At 74.1% G+C, this 14,045-nt stretch carries 7 protein-coding genes; 2 read left to right on the top strand and 5 right to left on the bottom strand.

The window, feature by feature from the left end; genetic code table 11:
- Positions 1-5: 5 nt before the first annotated feature.
- Together AC1RQF_RS27295 and AC1RQF_RS27290 are read right to left on the bottom strand one after the other, a co-directional pair.
- Positions 6-5,999 carry an amino acid adenylation domain-containing protein gene (locus AC1RQF_RS27295; RefSeq protein WP_492873361.1) on the bottom strand — a complete coding sequence of 1,998 codons (5,994 nt, stop codon included), beginning with the start codon at positions 5,997-5,999 and terminating at the stop codon, positions 6-8.
- Entirely contained in the window at positions 5,999-6,202 is a 204-nt protein-coding gene (locus tag AC1RQF_RS27290; protein ID WP_273996390.1) for a hypothetical protein, read from the bottom strand. Before AC1RQF_RS27290 ends, AC1RQF_RS27295 begins: the two co-directional genes overlap by 1 nt.
- Positions 6,203-6,439: 237 nt before the next feature.
- Here AC1RQF_RS27290 and AC1RQF_RS27285 point away from each other — a divergent pair, with 237 nt between their 5' ends.
- Both AC1RQF_RS27285 and AC1RQF_RS27280 read left to right on the top strand, forming a co-directional pair.
- Positions 6,440-9,802 (top strand): type 2 lanthipeptide synthetase LanM family protein, encoded by a 3,363-nt coding sequence (locus tag AC1RQF_RS27285; RefSeq protein WP_273996391.1) that lies wholly within the window; start codon positions 6,440-6,442, stop codon positions 9,800-9,802.
- 13 nt (positions 9,803-9,815) lie between these two features.
- Positions 9,816-10,316 carry a hypothetical protein gene (locus AC1RQF_RS27280; protein ID WP_492873360.1) on the top strand — a complete coding sequence of 167 codons (501 nt, stop codon included), beginning with the start codon at positions 9,816-9,818 and terminating at the stop codon, positions 10,314-10,316.
- Between the two features lie 30 nt (positions 10,317-10,346).
- Here AC1RQF_RS27280 and asnB read toward each other — a convergent pair whose 3' ends face one another.
- From asnB to AC1RQF_RS27265, 3 genes are all read right to left on the bottom strand, one after another.
- Positions 10,347-12,188 (bottom strand): asparagine synthase (glutamine-hydrolyzing), encoded by a 1,842-nt coding sequence (gene asnB, locus AC1RQF_RS27275; RefSeq protein WP_492873359.1) that lies wholly within the window; start codon positions 12,186-12,188, stop codon positions 10,347-10,349.
- A 46-nt stretch (positions 12,189-12,234) separates the two neighbouring features.
- Positions 12,235-13,269 carry a TauD/TfdA family dioxygenase gene (locus tag AC1RQF_RS27270; protein ID WP_273996394.1) on the bottom strand — a complete coding sequence of 345 codons (1,035 nt, stop codon included), beginning with the start codon at positions 13,267-13,269 and terminating at the stop codon, positions 12,235-12,237.
- On the bottom strand, positions 13,266-14,045 hold a 780-nt coding region (locus AC1RQF_RS27265), incomplete at its 5' end, for a condensation domain-containing protein (RefSeq protein ID WP_492873358.1). The genes AC1RQF_RS27265 and AC1RQF_RS27270, both read right to left, overlap by 4 nt.

Below are 14,045 nucleotides of genomic sequence, written 5' to 3'. Positions count from 1 at the left end.
GATGGCTAGACCTCGGAATCGGTGACGGCGGCGGCCAGCGGCCGCGCACCGGGGATGTCGAACGGGCAGGCGGAAACCGGCTGGTCGAACGCGGCCGGCAGCGCGTGCAGCAGGTCGCGCCAGCGCGCGAACACCGCCAGCAGGTCGGCGCGCGCGAAGCGCGCCGGGTCGTAGTTCACGTCGACGCTGAACGCCTCGCCCGGCTCGATGGTGATGCTGAGCGGGAACGCGCTGTGATACGACGAATGCACCTCGGCGATGCGCAGCGGCCGCGCCGCCGCGCGCAGGTCGTCGTCGACCGGGTAGTTCTCGAAGCTCAGGTGGCTGTCGAACAGCGGCTGGCCCGGCTCCACGCCGGCCCATTGGCGGATCTCGGCGAGCGACGCGTACTGGTGGTCGAGCAGCGCGGTCTGGCGGTCGTGCACGTCGCGCACCCAGTCGGCCAGGATGCGCTCCGGCTCGACCCTCACGCGCAGCGGCAGCACGTTGATCATCAGGCCGACGATCGATTCGATCGCGGGCAGCTCGGCGGGCCGCGCCGCCACGGTCACGCCGAACACCACGTCGCGCGAGCCGCCGATCCGCCACAGCACCAGCGCCCAGGCCGCGTGCAGCAGCGCGCCGACGGTCAGCCCCGCGCGCCGCGCGAGCGCCTGCAGCGCGCGGGTCGCCTCGGCGTCGATCCGGAATCCGAAGTTGTCGGGCGCGCCCCCGGGCGCGGGGTCGCGCGCCGCCTCGCCGGCCGCGCGCGCGAACGCGAGCGGCGCATGCGCGAGCGCGGGCAGGCCGTCGAGCGCCGCGCGCCAGTACGCGGCGTCGATGCCGGCGGGCCGGCGCGCGAGCCACGCGACATAGTCGCGATAGCGGCCCGGCAAGGGCGGATAGTGCGCACGGCCGGTCTGCAACGCGAGCACGTGTTCGAACAGCTCGCGGAACAGCACCGAATTGCACCAGCCGTCGAGGATCAGGTGATGGTGGGTCCACACCAGCAGGTGCCGGTCGGGCGCGATGCGCGCGAGCGCGAGCCGCATCAGCGGCGGCGTGTCGAACGCGAGCGGCTGCGCCCATTCGTGCGCGCAGCACGCCGCGAGCGCCGCGTCGCGCTCGGCCGCGGGCAGCGCCGACCAGTCGAGCGCGCGCCACGGCACGTCGACATGGCTCAGCACCATCTGCACCGGCGCGTCGAGCCCATCCCACACGAACACCGTGCGCAGGCTCGGATGGCGCGCCACGACCTTGGCCCAGGCGGCCTGCAGGGTGGCGGGATCGAGCGGGCCGTCGAGCGCGAACACTTTCTGCACCTTGTACAGCGACGGATCGTCGGCGTACAGGATGTCGAACATCAACCCCTGCTGCAGCGGCGACAGCCGGAAGATGTCCTCGATCGCGAGCCGCCGCAGCATCTGCTGGTATTGCTCCTCGCGGTAGTCCTCCAGCAGGTAGTGCAGCTTCACGAGCTGCTGCAGATTCGACAGCCGGCCCGGCTCGACGCGCGCATAGCGCGCGGCCAGCGCGTCGAGCTGCGCCTGCGTCAGCGTGGCGAGCGGGAAATCGGACGGCGTGTACGCGCCGTGCAGCTCCGCCGCGCAATGCGCGACGATCTCGCGCAGCGCCTCCAGGCAGCGCGCCGCGAGCCGCTCGATCGTGGCGCGCCGGAACAGCGCGCCCGCATAGGTCCAGCGCATCCGCAACACGCCGCGCGTCACCATCGCGTCGATCGAGATCAGCTGCCGCCGCACGCCTTCGGGCGCGCGCTCCGCCCCGGTCGCGCCGGTCGCGAGACGCCAGCCGCCCGCCGCGAACATCTGGTCGACCTGCCCGAGATAATTGAAGCCGACCTCGGGCTCGGGCCACGCGGCGAATTCGGCCGCGAGCGCCGGCGGCGCGAGGTAGCGCAGCACGCCGTAGCCGATGCCGCCGTCCGGCACGCGCCGCAGCTGATCCTTCACCACGCGCAGCGCCGCGCCGATGTCGTCGCCGCGCGCGACGCGCAGCCATTGCGGCCAGCGCGCGGTGAACCAGCCGAGCGTGCGCGAGCAGTCGACATCCGGCAACCACGGCTCGCGCCCGTGCCCCTCCAGCTCGACGCACACCGTCTCGCCGCCCGTGAAGCCGCACAGCGCGCGCGCCAACGCGGTCAGCAGCGCATCGTTGATGCGGGTCTGGTAGGCGATCGGCACGTCGCGCAGCAGCGCGCGGGTCGTGTCGGCGTCGAGCGCAACCTCGACCGTCGCGGCCGCGCCGACCGTGTTCGCGCCGCCCGGCAGGTCGACGGGCAGCGGCGCGGGCGCATCGCCCGCGAGCGCGCGCCACTGCGCCGCGCCATGCCGCGCGTCGTCCGAGGCCGCGTAGGCGGCCAGCGCATGCGCCCAGTGCCGGTACGACGAGGTCTTGGCCGGCAGCGCGACCGGCGCGCCGGCCGCGAGCGCCGCGTAGGCCTCGCGCAGCGTCTCCGTCAGCAGCCGCCATGACACCGCGTCCATCACCAGGTGATGCGCGACGAACAGGATCCGCACGCCCTGCGCCGCGCCGAGCCGGTAAACCGCGATCTTCAGCAGCGGCGCGCGCGCGAGGTCGAGGCTCGTCTGCACGCGGCTCGCGTGCGCGTCGAGCGCGGCGGCGCGTGCGCCTTCGGGCAATGCCGTCAGGTCGACGACGTCGATCGCGCCTGGCGCGACCTCGGCCTCGTTGACCTGGCGCCAGCGGCCGTCCGCTTCGGCAAACGCGATGCGCAGCGCGTCGTGATGGCGGATCGTGTGCGCGAGCGCCTGTTCGAGCCGCGCGACGTCGAGATCGGCTTCCGCCTCGACCAGCAGCGACATGGTCCAGTGCGACGGCGTCGGCGGCAGGCGCTCGAAGAACCAGTGCTGGACCGGCGTGAGCGGCAGCGGGCCGGCCACCGCGCCCTGCTCCGCGACGATCGGCTGGGCCGGCAGCGCGACGGCGGCCAGCGCCGCGATGGTGCGCTGCTCGAACAGGTGCTGCACGCTGACGCGCAAGCCGGCGTCGTTCGCGCGCGCGACGATCTGGATGCCCAGGATCGAATCGCCGCCGAGATGGAAGAAGTCGTCGTGCACGCCGACCTGCGCGACGCCGATCACCTCCGCCCAGATCGCCGCGAGCCGCGCTTCGGTCGCATCGCGCGGCGCGACGTGGCCGGCCGCGTCCGCCGCCGGGAGCGGCGCTTCGGCGAGCGCGCGCGCGTCGATCTTGCCGCTGCGCGCGAGCGGCAGCGCGTCCAGCCGCACGAGCCGCGACGGCTGCATGTGCGCGGGCAGCCGTTCGCGCAGATGACGGCGCACGTCGTCGGCGTCGCAGCGGCCGCGCGCGCTGAAGAACAGCACGAGGCCCGCGTGGCCCGACGTCACGTCGCGCACGAGCGCCGCGGCCTCCGCGACGCGCGGATGCGTGCGCGCCGCCGCCTCGATCTCGCCCAGCTCGATCCGGAAGCCGTGCAGCTTGACCTGTCGATCGGCGCGGCCGACGAACTCGATGCTGCCGTCGGGCAGCCGGCGCACGCGGTCGCCCGTCCGGTAGAAGCGCGCCGCGGGGCCGTCGGGCCCGAGCGGCGCGAGCGTCGCGAAGCGCGCCGCGGTCTGCTCCGGCGCGTGCTGGTAGCCGCGCGCGACGCCGCCGCCGCCGATGCACAGCTCGCCGACGCAACCGTCCGCGACCGGGCGCAGCGCCGCGTCGGCCACATAGGCGATCACGCCGGGCAGCGGCGCGCCGAGCGGCACGGTCGCCGACGCGCATGCCGCGAGATCCGCCGGCAGCTCGCCCGCGAGCGCGCCGACCGTGGTTTCGGTCGGGCCGTAGTGATTGAACAGCCGGCAGTCGGGCGCGAGCGCGCGCAGCCGCGCGGCCAGCGCGAATTCGAAGGCCTCGCCGCCGAGGATCAGCCGCGCGCGCGGCAGCAGCGCGGCCGGCGCGGGGCTCGCGTCGAGCAGCGCAACCAGGTGGCTCGGCGCGATCTTCAGGCAGTCGATGCCGCCCGCCTCCTCGAAACGGCGCGCGAGCGCGCCCGCGTCGAGCCGGTCGCGGCGGCCCGCGATCACGAGCCGGCCGCCGAGCAGCAGCGCCGGATACAGCATCGTGTAGCCGAGATCGGCCGCCACGCTCGACACGAGCGCGAAGCTCGCGCAGCCCGCGAGCGCGAGGCGGGCGATCGCGCCGTCCGCGTAGTGCGCGAGCTGCCGATGCTCGATCGCGACGCCCTTCGGCTGCCCGGTCGACCCCGAGGTCATCACGACGTAGGCGAGCGCGCCCGCCGTCGCGCGGCTCAGCGGCGCCGCATCGAACGCGGCGACCGCCGCGCGCGCGTCGCCCGCCGCGATGCGGCGCAGCGTGTCCGGCGCGGTGGCGACGTCGGTCAGCAGCCAGACCGCCGCCGTCGCGGCCGCGACCTGCTCGACGCGGCCGGCCGGCGTGTCGGCGTCGAGCGGCAGATACGCCGCGCCCGCCTTGATGATCGCGAGCAGGTAGACCGGCAGCCACACCGAGCGCTCGACCATCAGGAGCACGATCTGTCCCGGCTCGACGCCCTGCGCGATCAGGCGGCGCGCCCACTGGTTCGCCAGCGCGTCGAGCTCGCGATAGGTCAGCGCCTCGCCGTCGCACATCACCGCGGTCCGCTCGGGCGCGTCGTGCGCGGCGGCCGCGATCCGCACGTCGACGCCCGGCCCGTCCGCCGGCGGCGCGCGATACGCGCGCAGCGCATCGCGCAGCGGCGCGAGCGCGTCGTCGGGCGGACCCGCGAGCGTGTCCAGCGCGGCGTCGGGCTGCTGCAGGGCCGCGCCGAGCAGGCGCGTGAACACGTCGCCGTACACCGCGACGTCGTCCTCGCCGAAGCAGCCGGCGTCGTATTGCAACACGGCCTCGCATACGCCGCCGGCCGCCTCCATCACGCACGACAGCTGTATCTGGAAACGCTCGATCGCGCCGCGCACGCGCGTCACGCGCACGCTCACGTCGCCGTGCGCCGCCGGCTCGGGCGCGAGGAAATCGAAGCCCGCCGGCATGCAGGACGGCGCGTCGTCCGCCGGGTCCCAGGCGAAGCAGTCGCCCTGCCCGGCCGCGTCCCGCAGCGCCGTCTCGACGCGCTCGGCCAACGCCCTGAAGCCTGCGTCCGCGTCGACCTCCAGCACGACCGGCAGCACCTTCGACAACGGCCCGATCGCTTCCGCCAATTCATCGAAGCGCCGCAGGTTGGTCAGCACGCCCATCGCCACGGCGTCGGCGCCGCCGAGCCGGGCGAGCGTCGCGAGCCACGCGGCCAGCACGCAGGCGCGCGCGGACACGCCCCACGCCGCCGCCGCAGCGCGCAGCGCGTCGACCGTCCCGGCCGGCACGCTCAGCGCCCGTTCGGCGGGCGCGAAGCCGGCCTCCGCCGCCGCGCGATGCGCGAGCGGCAGCGCGCGCGGCGCGGCGGCCGCGCGACGCAGCGTGTCGCGCCAGAACGCGCGCCCCGCCGCCCAATCGTCGGAAGCGAGCAACTCGCTCTGCCACTGCGCGTAATCCGCCTGCTGGACCACCTCGGGCCCGGCCTCACCGCTCAGCGCGCGGCCGAGCGCGCGGGCCAGCGCCGCGATGCTGTCGGGATCGGCGCACAGCGCCGAGGCCGCGAGCATCAGCCGATGTTCGCCGGGCGATACGGTCACGATCCGCGCCTGGACCGGCGCGCTCGCGCCCACCTCGAAGCGCGCATCGCGCAAGGCCTGCCACGCGCGCGCGGGCGCCGTGTCGTCAGGGCCGCACGACGCGGCCGGGCCGGTTTCGCCGATGACCTGCAAGGGCACGGTCAGGCCCGGTGGGCAGTGAAAGACGGTGCGCAGGATTTCCTGATGCGCGACGATCGCGCGCCACGCGGACTGCAGCGCGTCGGCATCGAGCGGGCCGCGCACCGCGAGCGTCGCGCACACCCGATACGGCGACGCCGGCGCGCCCGCGCCCAGTTGCCATGCCCGGCGCTGCTGGGGGGACAGGCCGAATCCGTCGGCCATCACGAACCGGCCCCGGCTCGCCTGCGATCGCCGCGCTGGAATAATTGAATGGGTTTATTCGAAATAAAGCAATTACGCATTACGCCGGTCAAAATCATTACCAGGCTCCGGTCAAGGAAAATAGACGGAAAATCCATTACCCGCACCACCCCGCCCTCTGCTTTTTTTTGCGCGCTCCCCGCGCGCAGCCAGCGTATCAGCATAAATCCCGTCCGACAACCGGCGCGCGCCACCCAAGGCGCGCCTATAATCCCAGTTCATTAAAACCAGGGCAACCGGTTATTACCCCATTTAAAAATCAATCAAATAAATGATCGCCTCGATTGTTCTGATTTCATAACAATGAATAATCAAATGGGTTGTTCGCAATGAATGAAAATGAAGGATTGAAGAGACGCCCGGAAATCGGGCGTGATGCACCTCTGCCGGATGACCAGGCCATGACCGGACCCGACACGCTCCGCCAGCTCGCCGCGCGCGCCCGCTCGCTGCCCGAACGTCTCGCCTTCGCCGCGGCGAGCGGCTTCAGCTGTCCGGCGGCGGACCAGCCGGTCGCGGCCGCGCGGCTCGCGCGCTGGCGTCGGGCGGTGGCGGGCGACGATGCCGCGCTGTTCACGCGCCGGCTCGCCTGGAGCGGCATCGCGCCGGCCACGGCGCTCGCCGCGCTCGCGCCCGGCCTGCCCGCGCCGTCGACCTTGCCGGCGTGGCTCGCGACGTTCGGCGCGCTGCAGCGCGCGGCGCGCGCGTTCGTCCAGGACGCGCCGGGCGTCGCGCCTTCCCCGCTCGCGAGCGCGCCCACCCCGCTCGGATTCGCGCTCGATCCCGACGACCCGCTGCCGTTCGAGGCGCTGTGGCTGCCGGCGCTCGCGCTGGCGCGCGAACAGCTGCGCGACGCGCTGGCGCCCTTGCGCGCCGCATCGGGCGGCGATCTGTCGGACTGGTTCGCGCCCTCCGCGTATCTCGATGCGGAGCGCGCGCTGCTGCGCCGCGTGACCGACCTCGCGGGCCGCACGCTGGGCCTCGAATTCGCGACCGACCGGCCCGCGCACCTGAACCTGCCCCTGCCGTTCCTGGACGAGGATCCCCCCGACCACTGGCATCGCCGCTTCGTCGCGCTGCACTGCGCGCAAGGCTATGCCGCGCTGTTCGACACCTATCCGGTACTCGCCCGCCTGATCGTCACGGCGCTCGAGGACTGGCGCGACGAACTCGTGGAATTCCTGCACCGGCTCGCGGCCGACCTGGACACGCTGCGCCGCGCGGCGGGCGGCGCGCCCGGCCCGGTGACCGCGCTGCGCCAGGATCTGTCCGACGCGCATCACGGCGGCCGCGCGGTGAAGATCGTGCGCTTCGCGCAGGGCGGCGCGGTGGTCTACAAGCCGCGCAGCGTCGCGCCGGAAATCGCGTTCAACGCGCTGCTCGCGCGCTGCAACGCGCTCGGCGCGACGCCCGCGCACGCCACCCTCGACCACCTCGATCGCGGCGCGTACGGCTGGGCGCTGACCTGCGCGAGCGCGCGGCCCTGCGCGGACCGCGCCGCGCTCGATCGCTTCTACCGGCGCGCCGGCATGCTGCTGTGCCTCGCCTATGCGCTCGACGCGAACGACCTGCACAGCGAAAACCTGATCGCCGCGGGCGAGCATCCGGTGCTGGTCGACACCGAGACCCTCATGCATCCGCGCCCCGCGGCCGCCGCGCAGCGCGCGGCCGATCCGCTCGACGAGGATGCGCGCGCGTTCGCGGACTCGGTGCTGCGCAGCGGCCTGCTGCCGCGCTGGTCGTTCGACGCCGAGGCGCGCATCGCCTACGACATCAGCGGCCTCGGGCGCGGCGCGAGCCAGCCCGCGCCCTGGCAGGCGCTGGGCTGGAGCGGCGTCAACACCGACCGCATCGCGCTGCTGCCGCGCGACGCGAGCCTGCCCGCCCACGACAACCTGCCGTCCCTCGCCGGCCGGCCGGCGACGCCGGCCGACCATGTCGATGCCCTGTGCGCGGGCTTCGCCGCGCAATACCGGCTGCTCGCGCGCCATCGCGCGACGCTGCTCGACGACGCCGGCTGGCTCGCGACGCTGCACGACCTGCCGGTGCGCTTCCTGCTGCGCCCGACCGAGGTGTACGGCGCGGCGCTCGAACAGGCCGGCCTGCCGCAACACCTGCGCGACGGCGTCGAGCGCAGCATCGAGCTCGACCGGCTGAGCGCGCCGCTCGTCGCGGCCGCCGAACCGGGGCCGCTGTGGCCCGCGCTCGACGCCGAAACCCGCGCGCTCGAACGGCTCGACATTCCCTACTTCGGCACCACGGGCGGCTCGCAGGCGCTCGAAGCCGGCGTCGACGCGCCGCTCCCGGACGCCTTCGACGGTACCGGCGTCGCGCGCGTGATCGAGCGGCTGCGCGGGCTCGACGAAACCGACCTCGCGTTGCAGCTCGCGCTGATACGCGGCAGTTTCCTCGCCAGCTCCGCGCGTCACGACCACGGCGCGTCCGCGCGCTCCGCCGATGCCGACGCCCGCGGCAGCCTCAACCGCCCCGCGCAGGCTCCCGCTCCCGCCTCGACCGGCCCCGCCGCCGCGCAACTGATCGCCCAGGCCGGCGCGCTCGCCGACGAACTGGCCGGCCACGCGCTGCGCGATCCGCGCGGTCGCGTGACCTGGCTCGGCCTGCGCTACGCGGCGAAGGCGCGGCGCTTCCAGTTCGAACCGGTCGGCGTCAATCTCTACGACGGCCGCTGCGGCATCGCGCTGTTCCTCGCCGCGCTCGCCCACGCGCGCGGCGACGGCGGCGATCCGCACGCCGCGCTGCTCGCCGATACGCTCGCGCCGGTGCGCCGCCTGTTCAACGACGCCGCGCCGGCCCACGGCCGCGCGCTCGCGCGTCGGCTCGGCCTCGGCGGCGCGAGCGGGCTCGGCTCGATCGTCTACGCGCTGACCCGGATCGCGCGCTGGCGCGACGACGCCGCGCTGCTCGACAGCGCCCGCGCGGCCGCGCGCGGCATCGACGCGAGCCTGATCGCCGCCGACGACCGGCTCGACGTGATCGACGGCGCGGCCGGCGCGCTGCTCGGCCTGCTCGCGCTGCACGAGGCGACCGGCGACGCCGCCGTGCTGCGCGCCGCGATCGCCTGCGGCGACCATCTGCTCGCGCGCCGCCACGCGCGCCCCGGCTTCCCGCCCGCGTGGCGCACGCTCGGCCCGATCCCGCTGACCGGCTTCTCGCACGGCGCGGCCGGCATCGCCTACGCGCTGCAGCGGCTGCACGCGGCGACCGCGCGGCCCGACTACCGCGCGGCGGCGCGCGACGGCATCGCCTACGAGCGCGCGTGCTATGACGTGCGCGCGCGCAACTGGCCCGACTACCGCATGCCCGACGATCCGCCCGGCTTCGCGCTCAGCTGGTGCCACGGCGCGCCCGGAATCGGGCTCGCGCGCGCCGCCGGCCTCGCGCTCGACGCGGGGGCCGACGCCGCCGGCGGCGAGGCCCGCGCCGAACTCGACGCCGCGCTCGCCACCACGCGCGCGGCCGGCCTGCCCGCGCTCGACCATCTGTGCTGCGGCGGCTTCGGCCTCGTCGACACGCTGCTGTCGGCCGGCCTGCATCCCGGGCGCGACGCCGCGCGCGACGAGGCCGGCCGCCTCGCCGCGCAGATCCTCGCGCGCGCCGACACGGCCGGCGGCTTCCGGCTGTTCGGCAACCTGCCCGCGAGCGCGCGCAACCCGGGCCTGTTCCAGGGCACGGCCGGGATCGGCTACCAGATGCTGCGGCTCGCCGCGCCCACGCGCGTGCCGAGCGTGCTGCTGTTCGAATGACGCGAGGACCCGCATGAAGCGCCTTCCCACCCCTCTTCCGGAGATCGACACGATGCCCCTGACACTCGACGAATTCGCTCTGCTGCCCCGCCTGACCGGTGTCTGGCACGGCGATTTCCAGTGCCTCGACACGGAAGGCCGTGAAATCAAGCGCTATGCCTGCGTCGTCACGCAACGGATCGAGGCGGGACGCTGGGTGCAGTCCAACGAGAACACCTACGAAGACGGCCGCGCCGACCTCTGGCGCTTCCTCGGCCATGCGTTCGCGCCCGGCGTGATGCGGCTGACGAGCCCCGATGCGCCCTACGACACGTTCCGCATGACCGCGACGGAAGCCGCGCCGCACGTGCTGCTGCTCGACGTGCGGCTCGCGCGGACGGGCGCGGTGCTCGCCACCGAGACCTTCACGCTGATCGATCCGGCGCGGCGCGTGCGCACGATCCAGCAGTTCGACGCCGAGACCGGCAACCTGCGCGGCTACATGCTGGTGCGCGAGCGGCGCGTCGCGGCGTGAGCCGGCCCGACGCCGCCCGGCCCGGCGGCGTCAGGAGAAGAAAGTGTCCAGCAGCACGTTGAACGACAGCACGACGAGCAGCATGTCGTCGTCATGGCGCGGGTCGAGCGTGGTGTCGCGCGCGCGGCAGCGCGCCTTCAGCGCCTCGACCGTGTCGACGCGGAAATAGCCGTCGCGCCGGATCCGCTCGGGCGACAGCAGCGCGTCGACCCAGGCCGCGCCCGAGCGCAGCAGCGCCGGGCTCGCGGCCGCGTGGAAGCCGAACTTCTCGCGCCGCGCGATCGCGTCGGGCACCCAGCGCGCGGCCATCCGCTTCAGCACGTACTTCTCCTCGAAGTCGCGCAGCTTGAGGTCGGCCGGCATGCGGCGCGCGCACTCGATCAGCTCGCGATCGAGGAACGGATAGCGGCCCTCGACGGAATGCGCCATCAGCATGTGGTCGCCGTGATCGCCGAGCAGGTGATCCGCGAGGCGCAGCTTCATGTCGAGATACGAGCGCTGGTGCACGGGATGCCGTCCGCGCAGCCGCGCGGGGTCGGCCAGCTGCGTCGACAACGCATCGCCGTCGGTCTCGAAGCGATCGAGCAGCGCGTCGGAGTACAGCGCGGCGCGGCGCGCGGCGAATTCCGCATAGCGCCGCTCGTAGCCGACCGTCGCGTCGCCCCACAGCCGCTCGCGGCAGCGCAGCTCCGCGTCGGGCGCGCGCGCGCCGCCCTCGGACAGCGCGGCGAACGCATCGAACCGGTAGCCCGGATAGCCCGCGAACAACTCGTCCGCGCCCTCGCCGCCGAGCACCACCTTGATCCCGGCCGCGCGCGTCGTCTCCGCGAGCGCGAGCACGCAGGTGTTGTAGGTCTCCTTCACCGGGCATTCGGCGTGATAGATCATCTGCGTGAAGCGGCGCTGGATCTCGTCGTCGTCGAAGCGGATCTCGTGATGCTCGGTGCGCAGCGTGCCGGCCATCAGGCGCTGGTAGCGCTGCTCGCTGACCGCCGGATCGTCGAACGCCACCGCGAACGAACTCAGTGGGGCGTCCGGTTGCAGGCGTCGCATCATCGCCGCGACCAGCGAGGAATCGAGCCCGCCGCTCAGGTACACGCCGACCGGCACGTCGGCGCGCAGCCGGCGGCGCACCGCGCCCTCGAAGCACGCGGCCAGCTCGTCGACGTAGGCGTCGACATCGCGCGCCGGCTCGACCGCGCCGTCCGGATAGTCGAGATCCCAGTAGCGCTTGAGGACGGGCGCGCCCGCCGCGCACACGAGCGCGCAGCCGGGCGGCAGCGCGTGAATGCCGGAGAACATCGTGCGCGGGCTCACCAGCCCCGGAAAGCACAGCACCTGGTCGAGGCCGACCGGATCGAGTTCGGCGCGCACCTTCGGATGCCTGAGGATCGCCTTGATCTCCGACCCGAAGATCAGGTAGCCGTCGACCACCGTGTAGAACAGCGGCGCGATCCCCACCGGATCGCGCGCGAGCAGCAGGCGGCGCGCCTCGCGGTCGTACAGCGCGAACGCGAACTGGCCGTTCAGGTGATCGAGCAGCCGGTCGCCCAGCTCCTCGTACAGATGCAGGATCACCTCGCAATCGCTGCGGGTCCTGAGCCGATGGCGGCCGCCGAGCCACCGCTCCGCCAGCTCGCGATCGTTGAAGATCTCGCCGTTGCAGACCAGCACGAGCGAACCGTCCTCGTTCAGGAGCGGCTGGTCGCCGCCCGCGATGTCGACGATCGCGAGGCGACGGAAGCCGACGCCGAACCCCGCGTCGATCAGCACGCCCTCCGCATCCGGGCCGCGATGCGTGAGCGCGGCCGTCATCGAGCGGATCGCCGGTTCGTCGACCGGTCGCCGCTGGTACAGATCCAGGCAGCCCACGAAGCCGCACATCGTCAGGCCCCCCGCGCTTGCGCGCCGCGCGCCGTCATGGGCGCGGGTCCGCCATCGCGACCACCACCTCGCGCGGCCCCTCGAACGGCTGCCGCCCATGCGCGGCGAGCACGTTGTCCAGCAGCAGCACGTCGCCGCGCCGCCACGCGAACATCGCCCGCTCGCGCGCATAGGCCGCGCGGATCGCCGCGAGATCGTCCGCCGTCAGCGGCGCGCCGTCGCCGTAGCACGCGTTGCGCGGCAGGCCCTGCTCGCCGTAGCGGGCCAGCAGCGCGTCGCGCACGGGGGGCGCGAGCGCCGACACATGGAACAGGTGCGCCTGGTTGAACCATACCGGCGCGCCCGTGCGCGGATGGGCGAGCGTCGCCTGGCACACCTGCCAGGTCGCCAGCGTCCCGTCGTCGCGCCACGCGTGCTCGATGCCCTGCGCGTAGCAGTAGGCGGCCAGCTCGTCGCGGCGCTCGGTGCCGAACACCTGCTGCCACGGCAGGTCGACGCCGGGCCGGTAGTGCCGCACGTACATCACGCCGTGCGCCTCGAAACGCGCGCGCGTCGCGGCGGGAATCGCGGCGAGCACCGCGCGGCTGTCGCAGATCGGCGTCTCGCCGCCGCGCGCGGCCGGCACCCGGCAGCAGAACGCGATGCGCGCCGGCCACTCGCGCGCGTAGGCCATCTCGTTGTGCAGCGGGATCGTCTCGGCGGCCGGATACTCGGTCGACGTGTAGATGCCCGGCTCCACCTCGCGACGCGGCGTCGAGCCGTAGCGATACGCCATCGGCGCGCTCGACACGGCCGCCATGAACGCGCGGAACGCCTCGGCCGACGGCGCGACGAAGCCGCGGAACAGGATCGCGCCGGTTTCGTCGAGCGCGCGCTCGATCAGGTCGCGATGATCGGCCGCCCACGCGGGCAGGCTCAGGTCGGCCAGCTGCGCCTCGACCACGAGCGGCAGGCGCGCGGGCGCGACCGGGCGCGTGATCGCCACGAAGCGGTTCGCCGCGAGCGACGTCGCCTGGCGGCGCGCGAGCCCCGGGCCGCCCATCGGCCCCGTCGGCAGCGCCCCGCTCATGCCGGCCCCCCGGCGCGCCGCCGCGCCGTGCGCAGGCGCGCACCGTCGCGTTGCGCGAGCGCTTGCGCGCGCCGCGCCGCGCGCTCGGACGCCAGCGCCGCGATGCTCAGGTCCGGCTGCGCCGCCATCCGCGCAAGCAGCCATGCATAGTCGTCCATCCACCCCTCCACCGTCGCTGCGTCGAACAGGTCCGCGTCGTAGTCGACGATCAGCGCGAGCTGCCCGTCGACCTCGACCGGATTCCAGGTCAGGTCGCGACGCGCGGCGCCCGCGTGATTCGTCTCGAACGCCACCGCGAGCGGCCCGTAGCCGACGCCCCCCTCGACCTTGTCATAGTTGAAATGCACGTCGATCAACGGACGTCCCGCGTCGCGCGGCAGGTCCAGGTCCGCCGCGATCTCCGCGAGCGACACCCATTGATGATCGCAGGCGTCCAGCACCTCGCCGCGCACCGCCGCGAGCAGGGCGTCGACGCGCTGTTCCGGCGCATCGGCGAGCCGCAGCGGCAGCACGTTGACGCAGCAGCCGACCAGCGCCGCCTCGCCGTCCGCGCTCTGGCCCGCCGCCGAGATGCCGACGAGCGCCTCGCCGGGACCGGCGAGGCCGTGCAGCAGCACGCGAAAGCCCGCGAGCAGCACCATGAACAGCGTGCAGCCGTGCGCCGTCGCGAGCGCCGTGAGCGTGTCGCCGAGCCCCGCCGGCATCGCGCCGCGCAGCCGCGCGCCGAGGTGCGGGCCTGTCTCTTCTCCACACCTGACGCTGCCGACGATCGGCGG

This window comes from Burkholderia sp. GW821-FHT14F03 (assembly GCF_058803765.1).
The sequence above is the reverse complement of the archived record's forward strand: the minus strand, read 5'-3'. Positions and strand labels throughout refer to the sequence as shown.

Excerpts from the sequence above, each read along its gene's own strand:
- AC1RQF_RS27285 (WP_273996391.1), top strand. The coding sequence starts at position 6,440 with ATGACCGGACCCGACACGCTCCGCCAGCTCGCCGCGCGCGCCCGCTCG.
- AC1RQF_RS27270 (WP_273996394.1), bottom strand. The coding sequence starts at position 13,269 with ATGAGCGGGGCGCTGCCGACGGGGCCGATGGGCGGCCCGGGGCTCGCG.
- AC1RQF_RS27290 (WP_273996390.1), bottom strand. The coding sequence starts at position 6,202 with ATGCTGATACGCTGGCTGCGCGCGGGGAGCGCGCAAAAAAAAGCAGAG.
- AC1RQF_RS27280 (WP_492873360.1), top strand. The coding sequence starts at position 9,816 with ATGAAGCGCCTTCCCACCCCTCTTCCGGAGATCGACACGATGCCCCTG.
- AC1RQF_RS27295 (WP_492873361.1), bottom strand. The coding sequence starts at position 5,999 with ATGGCCGACGGATTCGGCCTGTCCCCCCAGCAGCGCCGGGCATGGCAA.